This window comes from Micromonospora phaseoli, from assembly GCF_900109115.1.
In the GTDB taxonomy this organism is placed as follows: Bacteria; Actinomycetota; Actinomycetes; order Mycobacteriales; family Micromonosporaceae; genus Micromonospora; species Micromonospora phaseoli.
Genome location: NZ_FNYV01000001.1, coordinates 463,513 through 489,688, shown reverse-complemented (window position 1 = coordinate 489,688; position 26,176 = coordinate 463,513). Strand labels below are relative to the sequence as shown.

The 26,176-nt window shown below is 71.7% G+C and carries 21 protein-coding genes; 10 read left to right on the top strand and 11 right to left on the bottom strand.

Going from position 1 to position 26,176, the window contains the following annotated elements; all coding sequences use genetic code 11:
• Positions 1 to 14: 14 nt before the first annotated feature.
• Both bioD and BMY89_RS02255 read right to left on the bottom strand, forming a co-directional pair.
• A complete protein-coding gene (gene bioD, locus BMY89_RS02260; protein ID WP_175510264.1) occupies positions 15 to 752 on the bottom strand; it encodes a dethiobiotin synthase in 738 nt (245 codons plus the stop codon).
• Positions 740 to 1,876 (bottom strand): 8-amino-7-oxononanoate synthase, encoded by a 1,137-nt coding sequence (locus BMY89_RS02255; protein ID WP_092375403.1) that lies wholly within the window; start codon positions 1,874 to 1,876, stop codon positions 740 to 742. Before BMY89_RS02255 ends, bioD begins: the two co-directional genes overlap by 13 nt.
• Positions 1,877 to 2,055: 179 nt before the next feature.
• Here BMY89_RS02255 and bioB point away from each other — a divergent pair, with 179 nt between their 5' ends.
• The 4 genes from bioB (at position 2,056) to BMY89_RS02235 (ending at position 4,845) form a co-directional block, all read left to right on the top strand.
• Positions 2,056 to 3,051, top strand: a complete 996-nt coding sequence (gene bioB / locus BMY89_RS02250) for a biotin synthase BioB (protein WP_092374064.1) — start codon at positions 2,056 to 2,058, stop codon at positions 3,049 to 3,051.
• A gap of 5 nt (positions 3,052 to 3,056) precedes the next feature.
• On the top strand, positions 3,057 to 3,257 hold the full coding sequence (gene bsaP / locus BMY89_RS31435) for a biotin synthase auxiliary protein BsaP (RefSeq protein ID WP_092375400.1): 201 nt from the start codon (positions 3,057 to 3,059) through the stop codon (positions 3,255 to 3,257).
• A 2-nt stretch (positions 3,258 to 3,259) separates the two neighbouring features.
• The gene (locus tag BMY89_RS02240) at positions 3,260 to 3,769 is read left to right on the top strand and encodes a GNAT family N-acetyltransferase (protein WP_092374061.1); all 510 of its coding nucleotides are present in this window, start codon (positions 3,260 to 3,262) and stop codon (positions 3,767 to 3,769) included.
• A gap of 116 nt (positions 3,770 to 3,885) precedes the next feature.
• Entirely contained in the window at positions 3,886 to 4,845 is a 960-nt protein-coding gene (locus tag BMY89_RS02235) for an endonuclease domain-containing protein (RefSeq protein ID WP_092374057.1), read from the top strand.
• A gap of 135 nt (positions 4,846 to 4,980) precedes the next feature.
• Here BMY89_RS02235 and BMY89_RS02230 read toward each other — a convergent pair whose 3' ends face one another.
• Positions 4,981 to 7,947, bottom strand: coding sequence for a glycoside hydrolase family 9 protein (locus BMY89_RS02230; protein WP_092374054.1), 2,967 nt, complete (start codon positions 7,945 to 7,947; stop codon positions 4,981 to 4,983).
• Between the two features lie 388 nt (positions 7,948 to 8,335).
• Between BMY89_RS02230 and BMY89_RS02225 the strand changes: the two genes are divergently transcribed.
• Positions 8,336 to 9,904, top strand: coding sequence for an aldehyde dehydrogenase family protein (locus BMY89_RS02225; RefSeq protein ID WP_092374051.1), 1,569 nt, complete (start codon positions 8,336 to 8,338; stop codon positions 9,902 to 9,904).
• A gap of 95 nt (positions 9,905 to 9,999) precedes the next feature.
• Here BMY89_RS02225 and BMY89_RS02220 read toward each other — a convergent pair whose 3' ends face one another.
• Positions 10,000 to 11,061: a GNAT family N-acetyltransferase gene (locus BMY89_RS02220; protein ID WP_092374048.1), complete on the bottom strand. Its 1,062-nt coding sequence runs from the start codon at positions 11,059 to 11,061 to the stop codon at positions 10,000 to 10,002.
• Positions 11,062 to 11,166: 105 nt separating this feature from the next.
• A complete protein-coding gene (locus BMY89_RS02215; RefSeq protein ID WP_092374045.1) occupies positions 11,167 to 11,868 on the bottom strand; it encodes an ACT domain-containing protein in 702 nt (233 codons plus the stop codon).
• 148 nt (positions 11,869 to 12,016) lie between these two features.
• Between BMY89_RS02215 and BMY89_RS02210 the strand changes: the two genes are divergently transcribed.
• Both BMY89_RS02210 and BMY89_RS02205 read left to right on the top strand, forming a co-directional pair.
• Entirely contained in the window at positions 12,017 to 13,090 is a 1,074-nt protein-coding gene (locus BMY89_RS02210; protein ID WP_092374042.1) for a phosphotransferase family protein, read from the top strand.
• Positions 13,090 to 14,310: an acyl-CoA dehydrogenase family protein gene (locus BMY89_RS02205; RefSeq protein WP_092374039.1), complete on the top strand. Its 1,221-nt coding sequence runs from the start codon at positions 13,090 to 13,092 to the stop codon at positions 14,308 to 14,310. Before BMY89_RS02210 ends, BMY89_RS02205 begins: the two co-directional genes overlap by 1 nt.
• 40 nt (positions 14,311 to 14,350) lie before the next feature.
• Here the strand turns inward: BMY89_RS02205 and BMY89_RS02200 are convergent, their stop codons facing one another.
• The 6 genes from BMY89_RS02200 to BMY89_RS02175 all read right to left on the bottom strand — a co-directional run bounded on the left by BMY89_RS02200 (position 14,351) and on the right by BMY89_RS02175 (position 20,937).
• The gene (locus BMY89_RS02200) at positions 14,351 to 15,397 is read right to left on the bottom strand and encodes a LacI family DNA-binding transcriptional regulator (protein ID WP_092374035.1); all 1,047 of its coding nucleotides are present in this window, start codon (positions 15,395 to 15,397) and stop codon (positions 14,351 to 14,353) included.
• Positions 15,398 to 15,479: 82 nt separating this feature from the next.
• Positions 15,480 to 16,913, bottom strand: a complete 1,434-nt coding sequence (locus BMY89_RS02195) for a GH1 family beta-glucosidase (protein ID WP_092374032.1) — start codon at positions 16,911 to 16,913, stop codon at positions 15,480 to 15,482.
• Positions 16,910 to 17,752 carry a carbohydrate ABC transporter permease gene (locus BMY89_RS02190; protein WP_092374029.1) on the bottom strand — a complete coding sequence of 281 codons (843 nt, stop codon included), beginning with the start codon at positions 17,750 to 17,752 and terminating at the stop codon, positions 16,910 to 16,912. The genes BMY89_RS02195 and BMY89_RS02190 overlap by 4 nt, the downstream gene beginning before the upstream one ends.
• Before the next feature lie 10 nt (positions 17,753 to 17,762).
• Positions 17,763 to 18,734 (bottom strand): carbohydrate ABC transporter permease, encoded by a 972-nt coding sequence (locus BMY89_RS02185; RefSeq protein WP_092374026.1) that lies wholly within the window; start codon positions 18,732 to 18,734, stop codon positions 17,763 to 17,765.
• 111 nt (positions 18,735 to 18,845) lie between these two features.
• Positions 18,846 to 20,135, bottom strand: a complete 1,290-nt coding sequence (locus tag BMY89_RS02180) for an ABC transporter substrate-binding protein (RefSeq protein WP_092374023.1) — start codon at positions 20,133 to 20,135, stop codon at positions 18,846 to 18,848.
• Positions 20,136 to 20,391: 256 nt separating this feature from the next.
• A complete protein-coding gene (locus tag BMY89_RS02175) occupies positions 20,392 to 20,937 on the bottom strand; it encodes a plasmid pRiA4b ORF-3 family protein (protein WP_092374020.1) in 546 nt (181 codons plus the stop codon).
• Positions 20,938 to 21,088: 151 nt separating this feature from the next.
• Here BMY89_RS02175 and BMY89_RS02170 point away from each other — a divergent pair, with 151 nt between their 5' ends.
• The 3 genes from BMY89_RS02170 (at position 21,089) to BMY89_RS02160 (ending at position 26,164) form a co-directional block, all read left to right on the top strand.
• Positions 21,089 to 21,835 carry a pyrimidine reductase family protein gene (locus BMY89_RS02170; protein ID WP_092374017.1) on the top strand — a complete coding sequence of 249 codons (747 nt, stop codon included), beginning with the start codon at positions 21,089 to 21,091 and terminating at the stop codon, positions 21,833 to 21,835.
• A 111-nt stretch (positions 21,836 to 21,946) separates the two neighbouring features.
• Positions 21,947 to 24,229, top strand: a complete 2,283-nt coding sequence (locus tag BMY89_RS02165; RefSeq protein WP_232521005.1) for a hypothetical protein — start codon at positions 21,947 to 21,949, stop codon at positions 24,227 to 24,229.
• A 183-nt stretch (positions 24,230 to 24,412) separates the two neighbouring features.
• Positions 24,413 to 26,164: an ATP-binding protein gene (locus BMY89_RS02160; protein ID WP_092374014.1), complete on the top strand. Its 1,752-nt coding sequence runs from the start codon at positions 24,413 to 24,415 to the stop codon at positions 26,162 to 26,164.
• The last annotated feature ends 12 nt before the right edge of the window (positions 26,165 to 26,176 follow it).

Here is a 26,176-nt window from a genome sequence, read left to right as displayed (position 1 = left end):
TCGGCGGGTTCGGTTCAGGTGGTCTCGTCGGCCCAGGAGCGCCAGTCGTCGAGCACGCCGTACAGGGCCGGGGTCAGCCAGCCCGGCGCGGAGCGCCGGAACACTCCCGGGTCCATCGACCCGGCGCCGGCCGGCAGGGCGCCGAGCAGGTTGGGCAGCAGGTCGCCCAGGTTGGCCCAGTGCACCAGCTCGGGTTCGGCCGGCCACGCACCGATCACCACGCCAGCCGGTACGGCCCGCCGGTCCAGGGCCTCGAGGGTGAGCGCGGTGTGGTTGAGGGTGCCGAGCCCGGCACGCGCCACCACCACGGCCGGCGCGCCCAGCGACACGGCCAGGTCGGCCACCGTCCACGCCTCGCCCGACGGCCGCAGCCCCATCGGTACGAGCAGCCCGCCGGCCCCCTCGACCAGCACCAGGTCGTGCTTGTCGGCCTCCTCGCGGACGGCGTCGACCGCGCTGTACAGCTCCAACGGCGGTAGTTCGGCGACCCGGGCGGCGGCCAGCGGGGCGAGCGGGTCGGGAAAACTGGCCAGGGTACGCCCGGTCATCGGGGCGGCCAGCCGGGTGACCGCCTCCACGTCGCCGGGTACCCCGGTTGCCGTACCGGTCTGGCCGGGTTTGACCACCGCGACCCGCAGCCCCGCCGCCTGCGCGGCCGCGGTTATCGCCGCGGTCACCACGGTCTTGCCGACCTCGGTGTCGGTCCCGGTGACCAGCACCGGTCCCCGCCACTGATCCGTCATGGGGCACATTCCACGATGACCTCCAGGGCCCGTTCGAACTCCGCCTGCGACACCCCGGCACTGATGGTCAGCCGCAACCGGGACCGGCTGTCCGGGGTGGAGGGCGGGCGGAAGCAACCGACCGCCACCGCCCGGTCCCGGCAGGCGGCGGCCCAACCGGTCGCCGCCTCGGGGCCGGGGGCGGTGACCGAGACGACGGCGGCGTCGGGGGTGGAGACGTCGAGGCCGGCGGCGCGCAGCCGACGCACCGCGAGGGCGGCCCGCCGCGACAGGTCGGCGCGCAGGTCGTCGCGGGTGCGGGCCAGCCCGACGGCGGCGTGCACCCCGGCGGCCACCGCCGGTGGCAGGGCCGTGTCGTAGATGAAGGTCCGCGCGGTCTCCACCAGATGCCGGACGAACTCGGCCGGGCCGGCCACCACGCCGCCCGCCCCGCCGAGCGCCTTGGACAGGGTGGCGGTGAGCACCACGTCCGGCTCACCGGCCAGCCCGGCGGCGGCCACCGCACCGGCCCCGGCCGGACCGGTCACGCCGAGCGCGTGCGCGTCGTCGACCAGCAGCAACGCGCCGTGTTCGCGGGCGGTGGCGTGCAGGCGCGCCAGCGGAGCCAGGTCACCGTCGACGGAGAAGACCGACTCGGTGACCACCACCGCGGGGCGGCCCGGCGCGGCTGCCAGAGCCGCCGCGACCGCGGTGACGTCGGCGTGCGGGGTCACCACCGTCTCCGCGCCGGAGACCCGGCAACCGTCGATCAGCGAGGCGTGGTTGTGCGCGTCGGAGACCAGCAGCGTGCGGGGGCGTACCAACGCCCGGACCGCACCGACGTTGGCCAGGTAGCCGGAGGAGAACACCAGCGCCCGGTCGGTACCGAGCCACCCGGCGAGCGCGTCCTCCAGCGCGTGGTGCGCATCGGTCGAGCCGCGGACCAGCCGCGATCCGGTCGCCCCCAGCCCGTACGCGGACAACGCCCGAGCCGCGGCGGCGACCACCTCGGGATGCGTGGCCAGGCCCAGGTAGTCGTTGCCGGCCAGGTCGACCACGTCGTCGCCGGCGGCGCGCGGATGTAGCCGGCGGGTCAGTCCCGCCTTCGCCCGCAGCGCGGCACGGCGGTCCAGTGCCGCCAGCCAGTCCGCCACCGCCACGTCCCTTCCCCGCCGGTCCCCGCCCGTCAGGCGCTTCCGCCGGGCGAAGTTACCACCCGGCCGGCCTCCCCCGGCGTGGCGTGGTGCGGCTCGCCGCAGCACGCCGACCCGGGTCCGGGCCCGCCGCCCGCGCTCGTTTCCCGCCCGCAAAGTGGCCTTGTAGGGTACGTGCCATGCCAGAGATCCTCGACCAGGCCCGGGACCAGGTGCTGCACAACGGCGTCGGTCTCGACGAGGCCGGTGTCCTCGCCGTGCTGAACCTGCCCGACGAGCATCTGCCCGCCGCCCTCCAGCTCGCCCACGAGGTGCGGATGCGCTGGTGCGGCCCGGAGGTCGAGGTCGAGGGCATCGTGTCGCTGAAGACCGGCGGCTGTCCGGAGGACTGCCACTTCTGCTCACAGTCCGGCCTGTTCACCTCGCCGGTACGCTCGGTCTGGCTGGACATCCCCTCGCTGGTCAAGGCGGCGAAGCAGACCGCCGCGACCGGGGCGACCGAGTTCTGCATCGTGGCCGCGGTGCGCGGTCCGGACGCCCGGCTGATGAAGCAGATGCGCGAGGGCGTCGCCGCGATCAGGGCCGAGGTCGACATCCAGGTGGCCGCCTCGCTCGGCATGCTCACCCAGCAGCAGGTCGACGAGCTGGTGGAGATGGGCGTGCACCGCTACAACCACAACCTGGAGACCTGCCGGTCACACTTCCCGAAGGTGGTCACCACGCACTCGTGGGAGGAGCGCTGGGAGACCCTGCGGATGGTCCGGGAATCCGGCATGGAGGTCTGCTGCGGCGGCATCCTCGGCCTCGGCGAGACGGTGGAGCAGCGGGCGGAGTTCGCCGCGCAGCTTGCCGAGTTGGACCCGCACGAGGTGCCGCTGAACTTCCTGAACCCCCGCCCCGGCACCCCGCTCGGCGACCAGCCGGTGGTCGAGGGCAAGGACGCGCTGCGGGCCATCGCCGCGTTCCGGTTGGCCATGCCGCGCACCATCCTGCGGTACGCGGGCGGCCGGGAGATCACCCTGGGTGACCTCGGCACCCGGGACGGGCTGCTCGGTGGCATCAACGCCGTGATCGTCGGTAACTACCTCACCACCCTGGGCCGGCCGGCGACCGACGACCTCAAGCTGCTCGACGAGCTGAAGATGCCGGTCAAGGCGCTCTCGGCGACCCTGTGACGCTGATGGGCGATCGCCAGCCGCCGGCCCCGTGGTGCGACCGGTGCGGTGCAGCCGCCGCGACCGGTACGCACGACAGGTGCGCGGCTGCCCGGTCGTTGGAGCCGCCGCGCTTCTGCTCCCACTGCCGACGCCGGATGAAGGTGCAGGTGCTGCCGGTCGGCTGGACCGCGGCCTGCGTCGAGCACGGAGAGTCACGGGGTTGAGCATGGAGCTGCGCGGACAGACGGTGACGCTGCGGCCGGCGGGCCCCGAGGACGTACCCGCGCTGGCGGCGATCCGCGCCACGCCTGAGGTACGCCGCTGGTGGCGCGGCGGCGACGACCTGGTCGCGGCCGTCGAGGAGAGCCTTGCCGAGGAGGACACGTCGGTCTACGTGATCGAGCACGGCGGCCGGGTGGTCGGGGCGATCCAGTGGCACGCCGAGGAGGACCCGGACTACCGACACGCCGGCATCGACATCTTCCTGGATCCGTCGGTACACGGCCGCGGGCTCGCCGGAGACGCCATCCGCACCGTCATCCGGCACCTGATCGACGCCGACGGCCACCACCGCTTCACCATCGACCCGGCGGCGGCCAACACCGCCGCGATCAGGGCGTACGCGAAGATCGGTTTCCGTCCGGTCGGCATCCTGCGCCACTACGAGCGCGGCGAGGACGGCCGCTGGCACGACGGCCTGCTGATGGACCTGCTCGCCGCCGACCTGTCCGACTGACCGGCCCGCCAGGGTCGTGCCCACCCGGCGAATCTTGGAGAGTTTCCGTCAGGACGTGACGGAAACTGTCCAAGATCTGGTGGCACCGGGTGTGGTGGCGCGGCCAGAGTCGCCAGATGCCTCCCGCCATCCCCGACGATCGGTCCGATCCCCTGCAGTGGCTGGCGTTCGAGCAGGCCGGCGTCCTCACCAGCACCCAGGCCCTCAGCGTCCTGCCCGAGGGAAAGGTGCGCGGCAGGATCCGCACGGGCGGGTGGCGCTCGATCAGTCACGGTCTGCTGCTCACCGGCAACGGGCGGCTCACTCGGGACCAGCAACTGTGGGTTGCGGTCCTCGCCGCCGGGCCGGGTGCGGTGCTCGCCGGTGTCACCGCAGCCCTCGAAGCGGGGGTACGAGGCTTGCGTTCCGAGCCTCTGCACGTGCTCATGCCGGCGGCCCGACGCGTCAGCCGTAGCGTCCTGCGTCGGTTGCCGATCGACATGCCCGCGGTGTTGGTGCACCGGACGTCGGTGCTGCCCGAGGCGCATCTCCAGGTCGGCCGGCCGCCCCGGACCACGACCGCACGCGCGTTGGTCGACGCGGCCAGCTGGGCACCGTCGGCGCGGGCGGCGCAGGAGGTACTCGCCGCGGGCTGCCAGCAGCGGCGGGTGCTGCCCGAGGAGCTAGCCGCCGTGCTCGACGTACTGCCCCGGGCGCGCCGACGGGCGTTGATCCGGCAGACCATCGACGACATCGCCGGGGGCGCCCAGGCGCTCAGTGAGATCGACTTTGTCCGGCTCTGCCGCCGCGCTGGTCTGCCCCGCCCCGATCTGCAGGAACCTCGGACCGACGCGGCCGGACGCACCCGCTGGTTGGACGCGTACTGGCGGGAATGGGGGTTGCACGTGGAGATCGACGGGGCGCATCACATGGACGTACGCCAGTGGGCGGACGACATGCGGCGACAGAACGACGTCTGGACGACGGGCGACCGCATCCTTCGCTTCCCCGCGTGGCTGGTCCGGTCCCGACCGGACGAGGTCGCCGACGCCGTCCGCCGCGCCCTGCTCGCTGCCGGCTGGCGGCCGGACGGGTAGGAGCCCGCGCTGTCTGCGCGGCTCCAATCTTGGAAAATTTCCGTCAGGAGCTGACGGAAACCTTCCAAGATCTGGTCGACACGCCCAACGGGCGGCGGGTCCGGGTGGGTGCACCCGGACCCGCCGTCGCTGAGGTCAGGAGATGGTGCAGGTGGAGCCGTTGAGCGTGAAGGTGGTGGGCCTCGGGTTGCTGCCGGTGTGGGTGCCGTTGAAGCCGATACCGACCGACGCGCCCGGAGCCAGGTTGCCGTTGTACGACAGGTTGGTGGCGGTCACCGCCGCCCCGGTCTGGGCGTAGGTGGCCGACCAGCCCTGGCCGACCCGCTGCCCGGCGTTGGGGAAGCTGAACGCCAGGGTCCAGCCGTTGATCGCGGTCGTGCCGGTGTTGGTGATGGTGATGTTCGCGGTGAAGCCGGTGCTCCAGTCGTTGCTGCCGTAGGAGACCCGGCAGGGCGAGGTGGGCAGCGGCGCCGAGGTGGTCACCGTCACCCGTTGCGACGGCGGCGAGGTGTTGCCCGCGGCGTCGACCGCCACCACGTAGAAGGAGTACGTGCTCTGGGGTTGCAGGTCGGTCGCCGCGTACGTGGTTCCGGTGACCGTGGCGACCAGCACGTCACCCAGCGCCGGCCCCCGGTAGACCCGGTACCCGGTCACCCCCACGTTGTCGGTCGACGGGGCCCAGCTCAGCGTGGCACCGGTCGTGGTGATCGCCGAGACCGTCGGCGAGCCCGGCGTTGTCGGCGGGACGGTGTCACCGTCGTCGACCGCCGGGACGGTCACGGTCAGCTTCGGCGACGCGGGCGAGGTGTTGCCGGCCCTGTCCCGAGCCTGCACGGTGATCTCGTAGGTGCGGGCCGGGGACACGTTGAGCACCAGCGAGTTCGTGCTGGAGGGGTACCAGCTGTAGGTGTCGCTGCCGAGAACATGGGTGTTGACGAGGTAGACGTCGATCCCACTGCCCGCGTCGGTGGACGCAGCCCAGGTCAGGTTCACCGAGCGGGAGGTGACCGAGGTCGCCACCGGCGTGCCGGGGACGGTCGGCGGCGTGGTGTCCGTGCCGGACGCCGGCTCCTCACCCCACACCCGCGCGCCGCCGACGTAGAGCGGCACGTTGCGGTTCGGCCCGGCGGCGGCCTGGTACGACGGGTCGTCGCTCGGATCCCAGGCGACGCCCTCGGGCACGCCGACCTTGAACTGCACCTCCATCCGGTGTTGTGACTGGCCGGCGGGGGCGATGGTGTGCCCGGTGCAGTCGACCTCGACGTACCAGAGATCGCCGCTGACGTTCCGGGCGGAGCTGGGCGCCGGGCAGCCCTGGGTGTAGCCCGGGGTGACCTGCAACGGTGAGAGACCGAGCCCGGGGACCCGGACGTAGTAGCGGAACTTCGCGTCGGTCAACGCCCGGGCCGGGAAGGCCGACTTGTTGTAGATGATGGCCTTGATGCCGGTGGACCGTGGCTCGTTCTGCATCACCGTGGTCTCCACGGTCAGCTCGTCGATGTCGGGCTGCTCGGGGACGGGGAAGTTGGCCAGCGGCGTGCCGCCGTACTCCTGGGTCAGCCGGGCCAGCGCGGAGGTGAAGCCGGCGTTGTAGTCGGTGGCGACCTCGTTCATCACGTAGTCCGACCGGCTGTCGGTGTACGCGTCGTTCGGCGAGGACGGGCCGCCGACCAGCGCGCCGTACAGGGTGTGCCGGGTCTCGGTGGGCACGGTCATGCTGTCCCACCAGGAGCCGTGCGCGGTGCGGTGGTGCGGGTTCTTCGGCGGGTTCGCCCCGAATCCGATCACGTAGCTGGAGTTGCGCGGGTTGTCGCCGAGCGCGTAGTTGATCTGCCGCACGGCGAAGTCGTGGTAGCGGGTCTTGCGGGTCGCGTCGGTGGTCTTGTCGCTGTAGACCAGCGCGGCGAAGGCGGTGTTGGACGCGTAGCGCAGCGCGCCCCAGGAGTCGAGCACGGCCATCCCGCCCGGCGAGTACCGGACCCGCTCCCCACCCACCCCGACGGTCCAGAAGTCCAGCCACCGGTTGGCGTCGTCGACGTACTTCTGCTTACCGGTCAGGTTGGCCAGCAGCACGTACGCCCCGAACTGCTTGTTGTCCCAGGCCACGGTCCACTTGTAGGAGCGGGTCGTGGTCTGCGGCTCGGTGCCGAGCCGGTCGTACTCGCTCTCCGCCTTGGCCAGGTACGCGGCGTCGCCGGTGGCCCGGTACAGCCAGATCGCTCCCCAGACCAACTCGTCCTGGTAACCGCTCCAGGAGCGGTAGAAGCTGGTCGCGTCGGTGATGCACTCGTGGTAGTTCTTGCGCACCGTGTCGGCGAACGTGTAGAGCTGCCGCGCGTGGGTCAGCAGCCGGTCGGCGTAGGCGGCGTCGGTGGGCCGGAAGACCATGGACGACGCCGCCATCGCCGCGGCCGTCTCCCCCGCCAGGTCCGCGCCGCCACAGCTCGCATCGATCTTGTACGCGGGCCGGGCCATCGGCATCACCTCGGCCGGTCCCCACCACTTGTGGTCGGCGTCGCCGTTGCCGACCTGTCCGTAGAGGACGTTCGGTGACGGGTGGGCCTTGACGAAGTAGTCGTTGACGAAGCGCAGGTTGTTGAGCAGGTGGGTCAGCTGGCCCGAGGCGGCGTACCCGGACCGGTACTCCACCGCGCCCCAGGCGAGCATGGTGGTGCTGAACGCCATCGGGAAGCCGAACTTGACGTGGTCACCGGCGTCGTACCAGCCCCCGGTCAGGTCGACCCCGACATCGGCACCGTCGCGCAGGGCGGAGTCGTCGCGCCAGGAAACACGGTTCCACTCCGGCAGCGGCCCGGACTGCTGCGCCTCGTAGAAGAGCAGGGACTTCTGTAGCGCCTCCGCGTAGTTGAAGGCGGGTGCGGCGGCGGCAGTTGTCGCCGCCCCGTCGGTCGGCGCGGCGGCGGCACCGGCAGCGGGTACACCGATCGCGAGCGCGAGCCCGGCGGCCAACGCCGTCGCGGCGCTGCGCAGACGACGCGGCCAGGGCTGGTCGGGGCGGTGTGGTGGCCGGGGCTGGTCGAGGCGCGGCCGAGGTCGGCGCTGGTTGCCGTGGGCGGGGCACGGCCGTCGGTGGTGGTGCATGCGACTGCTCCTGTCGATGCGTGGCGGGCAGCTCCAGCAGGACCGGGAGCGCTCCCATGGATACTCAGCAATGTATCGGGCAGGTCACCGCCTTGTGAAGAGCGAGGTCGCGCCGGATGACACCGGAGTGCGGCACTGCCGTACTCGTCAGTAACAAAGGGGGAATCATCACACTATCGATTTTCATCGATAGACACGGAGACGGATCGGCAGGTGGGAGCAGATTGACCGAAGGGACGTCAGATCGTCCACTGAGGAGACAGTCACGCCCGATGTCCTGCGATACGGAACGTGCTGTTGCCGTCGCGCTCAGCGGCACGCGACAGTACCCGGCACCTGGCGGCACCCGTCGATGCCGCCGCCGGCCCGTCCACCTGAGGAGATCGCGATGGCTCTACGACTCGCCGACGGCACCTCCTGGTCCGACACCCTCGCCCGGGCGGTGGCCGCCACCCCGGAGGCGTTCGACCACCCGGTCAACGGCGTCACCACGCTGCACAACCTGGTCACCGGCCGGTGGCGGGCGATCGGCGAACCCACCCCGGTGCGTACCCCGGTCGACAACACCGTGCTGGTCAACCTGCCCCGGTTGGACGCCCAGACCGCCCGCGACGCGGTCGCCCACGCCGCGGCCACGCACGCCGCCTGGGCGCGGACGCCGCTGGCCGAGCGCAAGGCCCGGGTCACCGACGCTCTGGACGCCCTCACCGCGCACCGCGACCTGCTCGCCCTGCTGCTGGTCTGGGAGATCGGCAAGCCGTGGCGGCTGGCCCGCGCCGACGTGGACCGGGCGCTGGACGGTGTGCGCTGGTACGTCGGGGAGATCGACCGGATGCTCGCCGACGGCCGCGAACCGCTGCCCGGCCCGGTCAGCAACATCGCCTCGTGGAACTACCCGATGAGCGTGCTGGTGCACGCCGAACTGGTGCAGCTGCTCGCCGGCAACGCGGTCATCGCCAAGACGCCATCCCAGGGCGGCGCGGTGTGTCTGACCGTGGCACACGCGTTGCTGCACCGCGCCGGGCTGCCCGCGACCCTGATCTCCGGCAGCGGCGAGGCGCTCTCCGAGGTGCTGGTACGGGCCCTGGAGATCGGCGCGGTGGCCTTCGTCGGCGGACGCTCCAACGGTGGCAAGGTCGCCGCCGCGCTGCTCGACTCGAACAAGCGACACTTCATCGAGCAGGAGGGCCTCAACGCCTGGGGCGTCTGGAACTTCTCCCAGTGGGACCTGCTCGCCGCCCACCTGAAGAAGGGCTTCGAGTACGGCAAGCAGCGCTGCACCGCGTACCCCCGGTTCGTGGTCCAGCGGGACCTGGTCGACGAGTTCCTCGACATGTACCTGCCGGTGGTCCGATCGATCCGATTCGGCCACCCACTGGCGGTGCAGGAGGCCTGGCACGCCGGGGACCCACTGCCCGAGCTGGACTTCGGCCCGCTGATCAGCGCCGCCAAGGCCGACGAGCTGCGTCGCAAGGTCGACGAGGCGCTACGCGGCGGTGCCGTCCCGCTGCACCGGGGCAAGCTCGACGGTGCGCCGTTCCTGGCCGGACAGGACACCTCGGCGTACGTCGCGCCGTCGGTCCTGCTCGCGCCGCCCGGCCGGTCCCGGCTGATGCACGCCGAGCCGTTCGGCCCGGTCGACACCATCGTCGTGGTGGACACCACCGACGAGCTACTGGCCCAGATGAACGCCTCCAACGGCGCGCTGGTCGCCTCCCTGGCCTGCGACGACACCGACGAAGCGGCCAAGCTCGCGGTCGACCTGCAAGCCTTCAAGGTGGGTATCAACAAGCCACGCTCCCGGGGCGACCGGGAGGAGCCCTTCGGCGGCCGGGGGGCGTCCTGGAAGGGCGCCTTCGTCGGCGGCGACCTGCTGGTCCAGGCCGTCACCGTGGGCGGCGACGACCGCCTCTACGGCAACTTCCCCGACTGGACGGCGCTGCCCCCGAACATCTAGCCCTCGGACAGGGCGGTGGGCGGGGCACCCGCACCGGGAGCCCCGCCCACCTCACCGTCCTCCGCACCGGAGGTCGGTCGTCTGCTGCACCGGCCTCAGCCGGCGCTCTCCACCGCCGCCGGCACCTCGGCGACCAGCGGCACGGTCATGGTCAACAGGGGGCCGTCCCGTTCGACCGCGGTCGGTCGGGACAGCCGGCGCAGCGTACGCACCATCGGCGCGTTGTCCGCCTGGACGTGCAGCACCATGGCCGCGTAGCCGGCCGATTCGGCCTGCCGGGTCAGCCGTCGCAACAGGGTCGAGCCCAGTCCGCGCTGCTGCCAGTCGTCCCGCACCAACAGCGCCAGCTCGGCCTCGTCGCCCTCGGCCAGCAGATTCGCCATCGCGACGACCGACTCCGCCGCCCCGCCGGAGCCGGTCGTCACGGCGACCAGGGTCAGCCCGCGGGCCGGCTCCAACAGCCGGCGCAGTCGGGCCGGTGAGGGCTGTGCCGCGCCGCCCAGGTAGCGACGCTGGCGGCTGCGCGCCGAACAGGCCTGGTGCAGCTCGACCACCGCCGTCAGGTCATCCGCGACGGCGGGCCGCACGATCAGTTCAGCGCCGTCCGGCAACACCACGGTGACCTGCTCGCCGGAGCGCCGCGCCGCCGTGGCGCCCAACTCCAGCAGTGCCTGTGCCCGGGCGTACTCGGCCGGTGTGAAGCTCGGCGCGACGCGGCGCAGGGTGTAGGAACCGCCGTTCGGGTCGGCCAGCAGCATCGTCGTGCCGTCGATTCCCGGGCGGGCCACGGCCGGCGCGGGCCGCCAGGTCACCTCGTCGGCGCCGAGCAGGGCGCGCAGCACCTCACCGGTCGCGTCCGGGTCGTGGACCAGTCGGGCCGCCAGCCCGAGTACCCGGGTCGGCTGGTCGGCCAGGCCACGCGCCTCGCTGCGCGCCACCCAGCAGTCCCGGCCCCGGCCCCGCTCGACGGCGGCGATGAGATCCGCCTCGTCGATGGTGTCCGGCGCGTCGACGAGGAAGTCGTCGACGGCACCGCGCTCGGTGGTGTGCACCTGCACGGTGAGGATGTTGACTCCACGCAACGCGAGGCTCGCCGTGAGCACCGACAGGTAGCCCGGTCGGTCGTCCACGGTGGCTCGGATCCGCCACAGCGTCATCGTTGCCTCCCTTCCCGTGCCACCCTCGCCTGCGGCTGTTGCCGGGTGGTTGCCCCACCATGTCCGGCGGCGATCGGCCCTGCGGTCTGCGTCACACCCGGCTGGTCAGGGGTTGGTGGCGATCGACGGGGTGCCGACCAGGTCCAGCCGGTCGCCGAGGATCACCGCGCTGGCCCGGACCAGCTGAGCGAGCCGGTCGACCTCGGTGGAGTGGAACGCGGCCGGGGCGAGCGTCTCGCTGTAGTCGCGGGAGACCACCAGAACCAGCCCGGCCCGACCGAACGGGGCGACCGCGAAGTGGCCGCCGTCGGGCATGGTCATCGACCGGGCCCGCAGCGGAGTCACCTCCGGCAACGGCGGTGGTACGGGCGTACGCCAGCTGGCGTGTCCCACCGTCGCGCCGCCGCCGCCGGTGCGCGACGCCCAGTCGACCGGCACCATCGCCGCCACCGCCCAGTCGGCGGCGAGCAGCCCGGGCACGGCGTCGACCAGGGTGGCCAGCCCGTCGGCCGGGTTGGCGGCGACCTGCGCCAGCAACTCGGCGTCCTGACCGGTGGTGGTGGGCGCGCCGATCGCCCGCCACACCCCGTCCACCCGTACCCCGGGGATCGCCGCCAGGCCGGCCAGCAGCCGTTCCACCCGTGCGGCGCCCGGCCAGACCACGGTGAAATCGTCGACTGCCCGCCCGCCGAGGCGTTCCAGCACGACCACCTGGACGATGTCCGCGCCGGACACACCGAGGGTGCGCGCCACCTGGCCGAGGGTGCCAGGACGATCTGGCAGAGTGACCCGAACGCGCAACAACATCTCAAACCCCTCCGCTCGGCGGGCCGGCGCAGTGGCCGGCAGGCTGGTCCCAGCCTGGCAGTTGACCATTTCGTCCCTGTTGCGGCGGCATGTCCCTAGGGTCAAACCTGACCTTGACAACCCGCCCGAGCTGCCATGAACTGTCTGGATGACCGATCCGGCCGAGGGGAACCCCGCTCCCGCCACCGACTCCCCCGCCGGTCTAGATCTTGATCGGCTCCGCGGCTTCCTGGCCGCGCACCGGCCCGAGTTGGCCGCCGGGCCGCTGCGGGCCGAGCTGGTCGCCGGCGGTCGGTCGAACCTGACCTACCTGCTCCAGGCCGGCGGACAGGAGCTGGTGCTGCGCCGCCCGCCGCTCGGGCACGTACTGGCCACCGCGCACGACATGGCCCGGGAGTTCCGGGTGATCTCGGCGTTGGCGCCGACCGACGTGCCGGTGCCGCAGGCCCTGCTGCTCTGCGCCGACACCGACGTGCTCGGCGCGCCGTTCTACCTGATGGAGCGGGTCACCGGTGAGGTGTTCCGCGACCGGTCCCGGACGGACAGGCTCACCGGCGACCAGCGGCGTGCGCTCGCCATGGCGATGATGGACACCCTCGCGGCGCTGCACGTGGTCGAACCGGCCTCCGTCGGTCTGGCCGACTTCGGCCGCCCGGAGGGGTACCTCGCCCGGCAGGTCCGCCGCTGGGCCGCGCAGCTGGACCGCTCCCGGAGCCGGCCCCTGCCCGGCATCGACGAGCTGCGCGACCAGCTCGCCGCCACCGCGCCGGAGGGGGCCAACGCCGGCCGGATCGTGCACGGCGACTACCGGCTGGACAATCTGCTGGCCACGGTCGACCCGGTGACGGTGACGGCGGTACTCGACTGGGAGATGGCCACCCTCGGCGACCCGCTGGCCGACCTCGGGCTGCTGCTGACGTACTGGACCGTGCTGGGCGGAGGCGACATAGCCGACGGCAACCCGGTCGCCGACGCTCTGGGCCCACGCGCCGGCTTCCCGGACGGCAGCGAGCTGATCGACCGGTACGCCGGCCGCAGCGACGTCGACGTCGGCCCGCTGCACTGGCACGTGGCGCTGGGCTGCTTCAAACTCGCCGTGATCTGTGAGGGCATCCACTACCGGCACACCCTCGGGCAGACCCTCGGCGAAGGCTTCGACACCATCGGCCACCTGGTGGCTCCGCTGGTCGCAACTGGACTGACCTCGGTAAAGGATGCCTGATGGATTTCGCGTACGACACCCGGACCGAGCAGCTGCGCGCGGAGCTGATGGAGTTCCTGGAGCAGCACGTCCACCCGGCCGAAGCGGTGCACGCCGCGCAGGTGGCCGCCGCCGGTGACCCGTGGGCCCGCCCGCCGGTGCTCGCCGAACTGAAGGCCGAGGCCCGCCGGCGCGGCCTGTGGAACCTCTTCCTGCCCGACCCGCGCCACGGTGCCGGACTGACCAACCTCCAGTACGCCCCGCTGGCCGAGTTGACCGGGCGCAGCCCGCACCTCGCTCCGGAGGCGCTGAACTGCGCCGCGCCGGACACCGGCAACATGGAGTTGCTCGCCGAGTTCGGCTCCCCCGCCCAGCAGGAGCGCTGGCTGGCTCCACTGCTGTCCGGGGAGATCCGCTCGGCGTTCTGCATGACCGAACCGGAGGTCGCCTCCTCCGACGCGACGAACATCGCCACGTCGATCCGCCGCGACGGCGACCACTACGTGATCGACGGCCGGAAGTGGTGGTCCTCCGGGGCGATGGACCCGGCCTGCGAGATCTTCATCGTGATGGGCAAGACCGACCCGGACGCCGACCGGCACAAGCAGCAGAGCATGATCCTGGTCCCCCGGGACACCCCGGGGGTCACGGTCCGCCGGGGTCTGACGGTCTTCGGCTACAGCGACGCCCCGCACGGCGGGCACGCCGAGATCGACTTCGACGGCGTACGGGTGCCGGCGGAGAACCTGGTCGGTGTCGAGGGGGCTGGTTTCGCCATCGCCCAGGCTCGGCTCGGCCCGGGCCGGATCCACCACTGCATGCGCCTGATCGGGATGGCCGAGCGAGCCCTGGAGCTGCTCTGCCGGCGGACCACCGAACGGGTCGCCTTCGGCCGGCCGCTCGCCGAGCAGGGCGTGATACGCGAGTGGATCGCCGAGTCCCGGGTCCGCATCGAGCAGGCCCGACTGCTGGTGCTCAAGACCGCCTGGTTGATGGACACCGTCGGCAACAAGGGCGCACACACCGAGATCCAGGCCATCAAGATCGCCACACCGGCGATGGCCGAGTGGGTGATCGACAAGGCGATCCAGGCCCACGGCGGCGCCGGCGTCAGCCAGGACACCCCGCTGGCCGCACTCTGGTCCCAGGCCCGCACGCTGCGCCTGGCCGACGGCCCCGACGAGGTGCACCGGTCCAGCCTCGCCAAGCGCGAACTGCGCCGCTGGGCCGCCTCGGCCTGAGTACGGCCGTCGAGCGCACCAGCAACGGCCGGCGCGGAGATCAGGCGGAGGCGCGTTCGACGAGCTGGGTGTCCAGGACGACGTGGGGTGCGGGGATCTCGTCGCCACGGATCCGGGCCACCAGTAGCCGCGCCATCTGCCGGCCCATCTCGTCCACCGGCTGGAACACCGAGGTCAGCGGCGGGTCGGCCCGCCGGGCGATGGGCGCGTCGTCGAAACCGATCACGGCGACGTCCTCCGGCACCCGCCGGCCGGCGTCGCGCAGGGTGTGCAGCGCGCCGAAGGCCATCAGGTCGGCGGCGACGAAGACCGCGTCCAGGTCGGGGCAGCGGTCCAGCAGCAATCGCATGGCGGCGGTGCCGCTCTCCTCGCTGAAGTCGCCGTACGCGATCAGGTCGGGGTTGATGCCGAAGCCCGCGGTGCGTACCGCGTCCCGGTATCCGGACAGCCGGGCCAGGCCCACGCCCATGTCCTGCGGCCCGGCGATGGTGGCGATGCGCCGCCGCCCCCGGCCGGTGAGGTACTCCACGGCCTGCCGCGCCCCACCGGCGTTGTCCACGTCGACGAAGGAGGCCGGTTGGGCGTCGGGGTGCAGCATCCGCGCCGGCCGGCCGCCGAGCACCGTGGGCAGGCCACGCTCCTCCAGCAGGGTCGGCAGCGGATCGGCGTCGTGCAGCGAGAGCAGCAGTACGCCGTCGACGTGCTGGTTGGTCAGGTGGTGCTCGACCCGCTCGCGTTCCAGCGGGGACTGCGCCATGGCCAGCCAGAGCTGCAACGGCGTCTCCAGCAGCACCGAGCTGACGCCCCGCACGATGCCGGCGAAGAACGGCTCGGCGAAGAGCCGCTCACCGGACTCGCTGACCACCAGCGCCACCGAGTCGGTCCGCTGGGTGACCAGCGCCCGGGCGGCCCGGTTCGGCACGTACCCCAGCTCCGCGATGGCCTGCTGGACGGCGGCGCGGGCCTCCGGACTCACCTGAGGAGAGCCGTTGACCACGCGGGAGACCGTCCCGCGGCCGACGCCGGCGCGGGCCGCGACCGCGTCCAGGGTCGGGCGCCCGAGCGACCGGGTGCGCTGCGTTGTCATCGTCTACTCCTCCGACGTCGGGCGGCTCCGGCACCTGGTACAGCGTCGGTGCCGGGCCGCCCATTACTGGCTGGTCATCGCCCTATTGTGCGGCCAGACCGTTGCGTCGGATCACCTCGGCGTACCACCTGGCACTGGACTTGGGGATGCGGGTCTGGCTGTCGTAGTCGATGTAGATCATGCCGAACCGCTTGGTGTAGCCCCAGGCCCACTCGAAATTATCCATCAACGACCAGGCGAAGTATCCCCGCAGGGGGACGCCCGCGCTGATCGCCTCGTGGCAGGCGCGCAGGTGGGCGTCGAAGTAGGCCAGCCGATCCGCGTCATCGACCCGCCCGTCGACCACCGCGTCGACGAAGGCCGAACCGTTCTCGGTCACGTAGAGCGGCAGGTCCGTGTACTCCTCGTGCACCCGCCGCAGCGTCTCCACCAGACCCGGGGCGTCGATCTCCCAGTCCATGTCCGTCACCGGGACACCTCGGGTGACGAACCGGACGTCCTCGCTGCCCGGCCAGTTGGACGGGTCCCGCCAGTAGCTCTCCGGCGTTTCGCCGGGGATCGGCGCGGCCACCACGTGGCGGCTGTAGTAGTTCACGCCCACCACGTCCATCGGCGTGGCGATGGTGGCGAGGTCCCCGTCCCGCACGTGCCCGAAGTCGGTCACCTTCGCCAGGTCGGCGACCAGGTCGGCAGGGTACGACCCGCGCAGCAACGGGTCCAGGAAGAACCGGTTCGCCAGCCCGTCGATGCGTCGGGCCGCGTCGGCGTCGCCGGGCGAGTCGGTGGCCGGGGTCACCGGGTAGAGGTTGACGGTCACCCCGAGCTGCGCGGTCGGCATGACCGTGCGCAGCGCCTGTACGGCGAGACCGTGCCCGAGCATCAGGTGATGCCCGGCGCGGACCGCGTCGGCCCCGTCGGAACGACCGGGGGCGTGCACCCCCGAGCCGTAGCCGAGGAAGGCCGAGCACCAGGGCTCGTTGAGCGTCGTCCAGTACTTCACCCGGTCGCCCAGCGCGTCCGCCATCAACTGGGCGTAGTCGGCGAACCGGGCCGCGGTGTCCCGGGCCGGCCAGCCGCCGGCGTCCTCCAACTCCTGGGGCAGGTCCCAGTGGTAGAGGGTGAGCCAGGGCTCGATCCCGTTGGCCAGCAGTTCGTCGACGAGCCGCCGGTAGAAGTCGAGCCCCTCGGCGTTCGCCGGACCCGACCCGCCCGGCTGCACCCGCGGCCAGGAGACCGAGAACCGGTACGACTTCAACCCCAGCTCGGCCATCAGCCGCACGTCGTCGCCGAGCCGGTGGTAGTGGTCGCAGGCAACGTCGCCGGTGTGCCCGGCGACCGTCCGGCCCTCGGTGTGGCTGAAGGTGTCCCAGATCGACGGGGTACGGCCGCCCTCGGCCGCCGCGCCCTCGATCTGGTACGCGGCGGTCGCCGCGCCCCAGAGGAAGCCGGGCGGGAAGGCCAACGGCGCGCGTTCGTCGAGGACGCCCACGGCGGGTGGGGTGGCGGGGTTGCTCACGACTTGACTGCACCTTCCATGATCCCGCCGATGATCTGGCGGCCGAACAGAATGAAGACGAGCACCAGTGGAATGGTGCCGATCGCGGTGGCCGCGAAGACCTGGGAGTAGTCGGTGTAGTACGCGTACGACAGGAAGGAGAGCGAGACCTGCAGGGTCGGGTTCTCCGGGGTGAGGATCGCGTACGGCCAGAGGAACGAGTTCCAGGTCTCCATGAAGGTCAGCAGACCCAGCACGCCGGCCGCCGGCCGCAGCGCGGGCAGCACGATGTTCCAGTAGATCCGGAAGGTGCTGGCGCCGTCGACCCGACCGGCCTCGATCAGCTCGTCGGAGATCGCCTGGCTGGCGTACTGCCGCATGAAGAACACCCCGAAGGCGCTGACCAGGAACGGCACGGTCACCGCGTACAGGGTGTCGTACCACCCCAGGTCCTGCATCATGCTCCAGAGCGGGATGATGCCCATCTGGGTCGGGATCATCATGGTGACGACGATCCCCAGCAGCAGGATGTTGCTGCCCCGGAACCTCAGCTTCGCGAAGGCGAACCCGGCCAGCGAACCGGTGATCACCACCGACACGGTGACCACCGAGGAGACGATGATCGAGTTCATCAGGCCGGTGAGGAAGTTGGCCGCGTCGTTGTCGAGCACCCGGCCGAAGTTGTCGTTGAACGCTCCGCCGGGGGTGAGCGGCGGCGGCACGTCGTTGATTGAGTCCAGGCTGCGGGTACCGATCACCACCATGTAGTAGAACGGGTAGATCGACAGCAGCACCGCCAGGACGAGCGCGATGTAGGTCAGCGGGCTGGTGCGCCACAGGCGCTGGGAAGCCGAGATCATCGATCTCTCCTCACTTGGCCGAGCGGCGGACGAGTAGGAAGTTGAGCAGCGAGAGCAGCACAATGATCATGAAGATCGCCCAGGCGACGGCGGCGCCGTAGCCGGCGGTGTTCAGGTTCTCGATGCCCATCTCGTACATGTACATGGCCAGCGTCTGGAACTCCCGCTGGTTGCCGCCGATGATGTTGCCGTTGGCGAAGAGCAGCGGCTCGGTGAAGAGCTGCATGCCGCCGATGGTGGAGAGGATGATCACGAAGAGCAGGGTGGGCTTGAGCATGGGCACCGTGATCCGCCAGAACTGCCGCCACTGACCGGCGCCGTCGATCGCGGCCGCCTCGTACAGATCCTTCGGGATGGCCTGCATGCCGGCCAGCAGGATCAGCGTGTTGTAGCCGGTCCACCGCCAGTTGACCATGGAGGCGATCGCCGTCCAGGAGCTCCACCGCTGCCCGTCCCAGTCGACCTGGTCGACCCCGACGAAGCTGAGCAGCCAGTTGAACAGGCCGAACTCGCGCTGGTACAGCATGCCGAAGACGATCGCGACCGCGGCCACCGAGACCACGTTCGGCATGAAGATGGCCATCCGGAAGAAGGTCTTGGCGCGCAGGAAGGTGCGGTTGAGCAGGTTCGCCAGGAAGAGCGCCAGCAGCAGCTGCGGGATGGTCGACATCGCGAAGATGCCGAAGGTGTTGACCAGCGCGTTCCAGAAGTAGTCGTCGGAGAAGAGCCGGGTGTAGTTGTCGATCCCGATGAACGAGTGGTCGCCGATCATGTCCCAGTCGTGCAGCGACATCCAGGCGGTGCGCAGCATCGGGTACAGCCCGAAGGCGCCGAAGATCAGAAAGAACGGCGCGATGTACAGGTACGGCGAGTACTTCAGGTCCAGGCGGTTCAGGAGGGGACCCCGGCGGCGCCGGGAGGCGGCATCGGGGGGTGGTGGTGCTGCTGGTGACGGCGGCGCCGTCGTAGCCGACAGGCTCATGCGAAATTCCTTTCCCGGCGAGGCCCGGGGGCCCTCGCGCGGGTGCTACGCGGTGGGGGGACCGACCGGTGGCGTCCGGGTCAACCCCGAACGCCACCGGATGGGAATCACTCAGAAAGCACCCTGAGTCTTCGCGTCCTTCGCGAACTGCTCCCAGGCCGCATCCTTACTGGCCTGCCCGTTCTCGAACGCCCGCAGCGCGGGCTCGAACGCGTTCTCCTTGACCGCCTGGTGCTTCGGGCCCAGGTGGACCGGCTCGATCTTGGCGACGCTCTCGCCGAAGATCTTGCCGGTCGGCGCACCGCTGAAGTACTCGTTGGTGTAGCTGAGGAACTCCTCGTTCTTCAACGCCTCCAGGTTGGTGGGCAGCGGGCCCGACTGCTTGAAGGCCGCCACCTGGCCGGCGGCGTTGGTCAGGAACTCCGCGAGCTTCGCCGCCTCGGAGGGGTACTTGCTCTGCGCCGGCACGGCCAGCCACGAGCCACCCCAGTTGCCGGCACCGCCCGGCACGGCCGCCACGTCCCACTTGCCCTTGTTGGCCTCACCGGAGTTCTCCTCGACGATGCCGAGCATCCAGGAGGGGCAGAAGGTGGCCGCGAAGGTGCCCTGCTTGAAGCCGCCCGACCATTCCGGCGACCAGGTGGCCGCCTTGGCGGAGATGTCCGCCATCGAGGTCGCGGTCTCCCACGCGGCCTTCACCGCCGGGCTGGTGTCCGCGATGACGTTGTCTTCCTTGTCGTAGAACAGGTCGCTGCCCTGCTGGAAGAGCACCGCGTTCGACACGGCGGTGATCGAGTCGATGAACGCCTTGCCGCCGCTGCCCTGCTTGTAGGTGCGACCGGCCTGGTGGAAGCCGTTCCAGTCCGGCCAGAGCGCCGAGACGGCGTCCCGCTCGGTGGGCAGGCCGGCGGCCTCGAACAGGTCCTTGCGGTAGCAGACGGCGAGGCTGCCGACGTCGGTCGGCAGGCCGATCAGCCGACCGTCCGGCGCCTTGCCCAGCTCCCACTTCCAGGGCAGGTACTCGGTCGAGTGGTCGGCGACCAGCGGGGTGAGGTCGGCCCAGTTGCGCGCGTTGGGCTTGAACTCGTTGAGGATGCCCTCTTCCAGGGCGGTCACGTCGGCCGCGCCCTTGCCGGTGGCCAGGTAACGGACCAGCTTGGGCCGGTACTCGCTGAGCTGTGCGGTCTTGCGCAGCTCGACCTTGATGCCGGTCTGCTGCTCGTACTGCTTGACGAGCTCGTCGTAGCCCATTTCGCCAAACGTGTCGACGACCAGCTTGGCGGGCTTCTCGCCCTCGGCGGGCGTGTCGTCGTCGTTACCGCAGGCCGCGAGACCGCTGACGGCGGTGATCGCAGCCAGGGCGGTCGCCGCCATGCGGGTACGCCGCGTGGTGAGGCTCATCCTGACCCCTCTTTCGATGGTGAGGCTTGATTACGTGTGGTGGGGGGTGCCGCAGCGCCTGCCGGCACCGACTAGGTCGGCCGGTGTCGGCGCCCAAGCTGGGCGGGACTGTGATCCACGCCTCTTGGGAACGCTCCCATGAGATTGCCGGCAGGTGTCAGGAGTGTCAATAGGCCGCTGGGAGCGTTCCCAGATCGTTACCGCAAAATGCGTTTGAATTGCGGTATGGAGCGGCGCGCGCACTGCGCGCCAAGAGTCAGCAGAAGCGGCGCAGGAGCGTGCTGACCCGGCCCGCGTCGAAGGCCGTCGGATCGAAACCGGCACCCACCCAGTCGCGCATCGACCGGTGCTCCGGGTGGCTCGGATCGGCCAGCGCGGCAAGCAGCACCAGATACCCCTGCGGCCCACCGACGTCCTCCGGCGGACCGGCCCGTTCCCCGTCGACGCAGCACGGGTAGCGCCCGTCCGCCTCCGCGGTGAGGACGTCCTCCACCACCAGGTCGTGCTCCCACCAGTCGCCGAAGTCGTAGGTGTAGTGCAGTCGGCTGCCCTTGCCGGCCACCGCCTCCAGCCGGACGTCCAACTCGTCGAGCACCGGCAGGTCGCCGTCGGGATCAGGCTCGCCGTACTGCACGCCGTCCATCTCGAACGAGTGCAGGTGACAGTCCCGCCAGCCCATCGCGTGCTGCACCACCCGGTGCAGCCGGTCCAGGGTGTAGCCGCCGGGCACCAGCACCCGACGCCAGATCGCGGGACGAACACCGGACAGGGAGATCCTCAGCTGGAAGATCTGACGTGGCATGGGGGCGTCATCCTCCCTCGGCATAGGCTGCGAGCATGATCTGCCGAGCGTGCCGGACACGGCGGCACGACGACTGCCCGGGCCGGAACTGGTGCGACTGCCAGCACCGTACCCCCCGACCGACGCCTCCGGTCACCGGTCCGGCCAGCGAATGAGCGTCGGAGCACCGATTTCTGAGCTCTGGCCGAACCCGTCACCGGGGCCGCTCGACGACGACACGCTCACCGCCCGGTACGGCCGCGCCGACCTGCCGCATCTCCGGATGAACTTCGTGACCAGCATCGACGGCGCGGTCAGCGTCGACGGCTACTCCGCCGGGCTCTCCGGCCAGCCCGACAAGCGGGTCTTCGGGCTGCTGCGGATGCTCTGCGACGCGCTGCTGGTGGCGGCCGGCACGCTGCGTCACGAGGGCTACCGGGCGATCCGCCTCGACGAGCGGCGCCGGGCCTGGCGGCGCGCGCAGGGACTGGCCGAGTACCCGACCCTGGTGGTGGTCTCCGGCACCGCGAACCTCGACCCGGCCCAGGCCGCCTTCGCCGACGCACCGGTCCGTCCCGTGGTGCTCACCCGCACCGGCGCGTCCGCACCACCTGGCCTGGCCGAGGTGGCCGATCTGGTGGGCTGCGGCGACGACCGGGTCGACCTGGCCGCCGGCCTCACCGAGCTGCGCCGACGCGGGCTCGACCAGGTGCTCTGCGAGGGTGGCCCGCAACTGTTCGGCGCGCTCACCGCCGCCGACCTGGTCGACGAGGTGTGCCTCTCGGTCGCTCCACTGCTCGCCGGCGCCGGCCCCGGCCGGATCAGCGCGGGTGACCCGAGCCCGGCCCGCGCCCTGCCGCTGCGTCACGTGTTGCTCGCCGGCGACGGCACCCTGCTGCTGCGCTACGCCCGACGGTGACCGACGCCTCCCGCCATCGCGCCGTGCGGTCGAATTGACCAGTTCAGCCCGGTGCCGGCCGATCCGTTCACTACCGTGAACCGGGTCGGCGGCTGCCGGAGAGGCGGGGCATTGGCGCACCAGGTGGTCGAGCTACGGATCCACGGGGTCTCCGGCGCCTCGGCCGAGGCGCTGCTGGACCACCCGGTCGTGATCCGGGTGGCCGGCGACGACAACGCCGGCTTCTACCGACCCCGCCCCGGGTTCGGGATCAGCGACCGGCCGCAGACGCTGCGGGTGGAGGCGTACCGCTGGGGGGCGCTGACCGCCGGCAAGGCCGTGCGTACCGTGTCGCTGCTCTTCCTGCTGCCGTTCATGCTGGTCAACCTCGCCGTCTGGACCAGGCCGGCGACCGGCGGCGCGGGTGGCCTGATCGGCCCGCTGTGCCGGCTACTGGCCGCCACCCTGACCGCCGCGTACGTGCTCTCCATCCTGGGCGTGACGGTCGACATCGTCGGTTGGCAGTGCGTTCCCTACCAGCCCTGCCTGACGGGACGTGGCTATCTGTCGTGGCTCGGCGATCTGCCCCTCGGGCCACGCCTGGCGCTGCTCGCGCTGGTGCCGATCGCCGCGCTGCGGCTGCTCTGGTGGCTCGGGGAGCGCTCCGCCCGGGCGTTCGAGGCCTTCCCGGCCGCCCGCAGGCAGGACCGCACCCAGGGCGGCGAGGACCGCGTCGACGCTCCCGGCTTCTGGAACGACGCGCTCGTGGTGCAACGGCTACGCGTCATCCACGTCGCGGTCGGGCTCGGCGTACTCGACGCGAGCCTGCTCTTCGCACTCGTCCACGTCCATCCGACACCGGTGGGCTACCTGCTCCTCGGCGCCACGTGGCTGCTGCTGGCGGCCTGCGTCGTGCTGCTGACCCAACCCGCCCGTTCCGCATCGAGCGGCCCGGGTCGGGGGCCGGTCGACCTGCGCGGCATCCGGCCGCTGCGCACCGCCGCCCTCGCGCTCACCGTGCTGGCCCTCGCCTACAGCACGCTGACCCTGGAACCGGAGCCGCCGCACGGGCAGCTACCCGGCTACGAGGGTGCGGTGGCCGGACTACTCGCGGTCCAGGCCGTCCTGCTCATCGCCCTGGTCGGCGCCGTCTGGCACCAGCGCCGACGCAGCCGCACCACCGGTGCGTCCTGGCTCGGTGGGTTCGCCTCCCCGGTGCTCGCCGGCGCGGCGGTCGCCGCCGCCTACGGGTTCGCCGCCGCGCTCGTCTACCGCGTCGCGGACCTGCTCGACCGGGGAGACATCCCCAACCCTGCCCGGCCGGACCGGCCCGACGCGCCGCCTCTGGAACCGCCGGTCTCCTACCGCTGGGCCGCGTTGGCCGGGCTGGCCACGATCCTGGTCGTCGCCGCCACGGTGCTCTGGCGGATCGCGGTGACCCGGCGACGCCGCCGCCAGTTGGCCGAGAAGATCGTCCGACAGGACTTTCCCGACCCGCCATCGGAAGCCCTGCCCCGGCGAGACGCCGTCCGGGAGATCATCGCCCGGGCCGCGATCGGCGAGCACCTGGGGCCGGTGTTCACCGTCTTCCTGATCCTGTCGCTGCTCGGCATCACCACGGTCGCGCTCGACCTGATCGGCATCGGACCGTCGCAACTGAGCACCCGGCTGGCCGGCACCGACGGTCAGGCGACCACCAACCTGGCCCTCGCGACCGACGTCGGGATGTACGTCATCGGCCTGGCCGCGCTCGGGATCGTCGTGCTCGCACTCTTCTCCTACCGCTCGGACGAGACCCGGCGCACCGTCGCCGTGGTCTGGGACCTGGGCACCTTCTGGCCGCGCACGGTGCACCCGTTCGCGCCACCCTGCTACGCCGAGCGGGCGGTGCCGGAGCTCGCCAAGCGGGTCACCGGGCTCACCGCGCACGGCGGGGTGATTCTCTCCGGCCACAGCCACGGTTCGGTGCTCGCCACCGCCACCCTGCTCCAACTGCCGCCCGAGGTGCTGCCCCGGGTGGCGCTGCTGACCCACGGCAGCCCACTGCACCGGGTCTACGCACGAGTCTGCCCGGCCTTCTTCGGCGACCCGACCCTCTACGAGGCGGGCGAGCGGATCGGCTGGCGGTGGGTGAACCTGTGGCGGGACACCGACTCGGTCGGCGGCCCGCTCTTCTCGGCGCACCAGCCGGGACAGCCGCCGGGGGTCAGCGGACCGGCCGGCACGGTCGACCGACGGCTGCGTGATCCGAGGGGAATCACCGTCCCGCCCGACGACACCGTCCCGCCGCCGATCAACCGACACTGGCCCTACCACACCGACGAGGCGTACGAGGCGGCCGTGCGTGAGCTGGTCGGGCGGCTCGGCGCGCCCAGCGGGCCCGGTTCCGCTCCCGCCGCGGCATCCGGCGGGTGACCTGGAGATCACGGGCACGCGCCGTCAGAGCCCCGTCGCGGTACGCGGTCGTCGTACGGTCGCAGCGTGCTCTGCGCCGCGTCGCGTGGCGGCCTGTCGTACTCCTCCGGCAGGATGCAGTGCGTGTGTGCCGACCGCGACGACCAGCTGACCGGAGCTGACCGATGACTGGCGAGGGATCCGATGACTGACGAGGGATCCGACAGCCCCGGCGAGGGGGTGGGCCGGGTGCTGGGCACCGCCGACGCCACTCCCCTGCAGTTCTGGACGGCGGTCTCCCCCGGCAGCTACCTCCAGCTCGACGACGTGGTGGTGACCCGGCGGGAGCTGCCCGACCGGGAGCCGGTCACCATCGCCGGCGTGGTCACCCAGGTCCGGGCCCGGCACGAGGGTGCGCAGTTCGACTCCGATGTCTTCGCCATCGCCGACGGCACCCTGCCGGCGCAGGTGCAGGAGGCCGCCGAGATCACCACCACCCGGGTCGACCCGGAGTTGTACGTGCCGCCGCAGCCCGGCGCGGTGGTGCACCGGGCGGAGGGCGACGCCCGCGCCCGGGCGTTGCACTTCGACCGGATGGAACGGCGGATCCCGATGGGCACCGGCCGCGACGGGGTGCCGGTCTACCTCAACGCCGACTTCCTCGACGGCACCCGGGGCGCCCACGTCTCCATCTCCGGCATCTCCGGGGTGGCCACCAAGACCAGTTTTGCCACCTTCCTGCTCTACTCGGTGTTCCGCTCCGGCCAGCTCGGCGGCGACGCGGTCAACGCCAAGGCGCTGATCTTCAACGTCAAGGGCGAGGATCTCCTCTTCCTCGACCATCCGAACGCCCGGCTGGACGACCCCACCCGAGCGGCGTACGCCCGGCTCGGGCTGGTCGCCGACGCCTTCCCCGACGTCCGGGTCTACGCTCCGCCACGGGTCGGCGACGCCTCCGGCACGCCGGACGTGAGCAGCCGGCTGACCGGCGTGGACAGCTTCTACTGGACGCTCACCGAGTTCTGCGCGAACGGCCTGCTGCCGTACGTCTTCGCCGACGCCGACGACGAGCGCCAGCAGTACACGATGGTGGTCCACTCGGTCGCCGCCCACCTGGCCCGCCACGCCCAGCCCGCCGACGGCGGGATCAGCATCGACGGGGTGCGGCTCGGCAGCTACGCCGACCTGGTCGACCACATCGTGGAGCAGCTCAGCGACGACGAGACCCGCAGCGGCTGGGCCGGCAGCGCGGTCGGCCTGGGCACGGTCAACGCCTTCGCCCGCCGGCTGATCGGCAGTAAGAAGGACCTGTCCCGGTTGATCCGTGGCGACCTGGCCACCCGGCGACCGCACTCGATCAACACCTCGGAGTCCGCCCAGGTCACCGTCGTCGACCTGCACAACCTGCCGGACCGCGCGCAACGCTTCGTGGTCGGTGTGACGCTCAAGAGCGAGTTCGAGCGCAAGGAGAAGGCCGGCACCGCCAAGCCGCTGCTGTTCGTGGTGCTCGACGAGCTGAACAAGTACGCCCCCCGGGAGGGCTCCTCACCGATCAAGGAGGTGCTGCTCGACATCGCCGAGCGGGGCCGCTCACTCGGGGTGATCCTGATCGGCGCGCAGCAGACCGCCAGCGAGGTGGAGCGGCGCATCGTCACCAACTCGGCGATCCGGGTGGTCGGCCGGCTCGACCCGGCCGAGGCGTCCCGCCCGGAGTACGGTTTCCTCCCTCCGGCGCAGCGACAGCGGGCGCTGCTGGCCAAGCCGGGCACGATGTTCGTCAACCAGCCCGACATCCCGGTGCCGCTCTGCCTGGAGTTCCCGTTCCCGGCCTGGGCGACCCGGGTCTCCGAGGCCGGGGCCGCGCCGTCGCAGACCCTGCGTTCCATCACCCAGTCCGCCGACCCGTTCGCGGTGGTCGGGTCCGGCGGCGGCGCCGACGACGACATCCCGTTCTAGGAGGGATTCCGC

Coding starts and splice junctions, on each gene's coding strand:
- bioD (WP_175510264.1), bottom strand. CDS start 752: ATGTGCCCCATGACGGATCAGTGGCGGGGACCGGTGCTGGTCACCGGG.
- bioB (WP_092374064.1), top strand. CDS start 2,056: ATGCCAGAGATCCTCGACCAGGCCCGGGACCAGGTGCTGCACAACGGC.
- bsaP (WP_092375400.1), top strand. CDS start 3,057: ATGGGCGATCGCCAGCCGCCGGCCCCGTGGTGCGACCGGTGCGGTGCA.
- BMY89_RS02240 (WP_092374061.1), top strand. CDS start 3,260: ATGGAGCTGCGCGGACAGACGGTGACGCTGCGGCCGGCGGGCCCCGAG.
- BMY89_RS02235 (WP_092374057.1), top strand. CDS start 3,886: ATGCCTCCCGCCATCCCCGACGATCGGTCCGATCCCCTGCAGTGGCTG.
- BMY89_RS02230 (WP_092374054.1), bottom strand. CDS start 7,947: ATGCACCACCACCGACGGCCGTGCCCCGCCCACGGCAACCAGCGCCGA.
- BMY89_RS02225 (WP_092374051.1), top strand. CDS start 8,336: ATGGCTCTACGACTCGCCGACGGCACCTCCTGGTCCGACACCCTCGCC.
- BMY89_RS02220 (WP_092374048.1), bottom strand. CDS start 11,061: ATGACGCTGTGGCGGATCCGAGCCACCGTGGACGACCGACCGGGCTAC.
- BMY89_RS02215 (WP_092374045.1), bottom strand. CDS start 11,868: ATGTTGTTGCGCGTTCGGGTCACTCTGCCAGATCGTCCTGGCACCCTC.
- BMY89_RS02210 (WP_092374042.1), top strand. CDS start 12,017: ATGACCGATCCGGCCGAGGGGAACCCCGCTCCCGCCACCGACTCCCCC.
- BMY89_RS02205 (WP_092374039.1), top strand. CDS start 13,090: ATGGATTTCGCGTACGACACCCGGACCGAGCAGCTGCGCGCGGAGCTG.
- BMY89_RS02200 (WP_092374035.1), bottom strand. CDS start 15,397: ATGACAACGCAGCGCACCCGGTCGCTCGGGCGCCCGACCCTGGACGCG.
- BMY89_RS02190 (WP_092374029.1), bottom strand. CDS start 17,752: ATGATCTCGGCTTCCCAGCGCCTGTGGCGCACCAGCCCGCTGACCTAC.
- BMY89_RS02185 (WP_092374026.1), bottom strand. CDS start 18,734: ATGAGCCTGTCGGCTACGACGGCGCCGCCGTCACCAGCAGCACCACCA.
- BMY89_RS02180 (WP_092374023.1), bottom strand. CDS start 20,135: ATGAGCCTCACCACGCGGCGTACCCGCATGGCGGCGACCGCCCTGGCT.
- BMY89_RS02175 (WP_092374020.1), bottom strand. CDS start 20,937: ATGCCACGTCAGATCTTCCAGCTGAGGATCTCCCTGTCCGGTGTTCGT.
- BMY89_RS02170 (WP_092374017.1), top strand. CDS start 21,089: ATGAGCGTCGGAGCACCGATTTCTGAGCTCTGGCCGAACCCGTCACCG.
- BMY89_RS02160 (WP_092374014.1), top strand. CDS start 24,413: ATGACTGACGAGGGATCCGACAGCCCCGGCGAGGGGGTGGGCCGGGTG.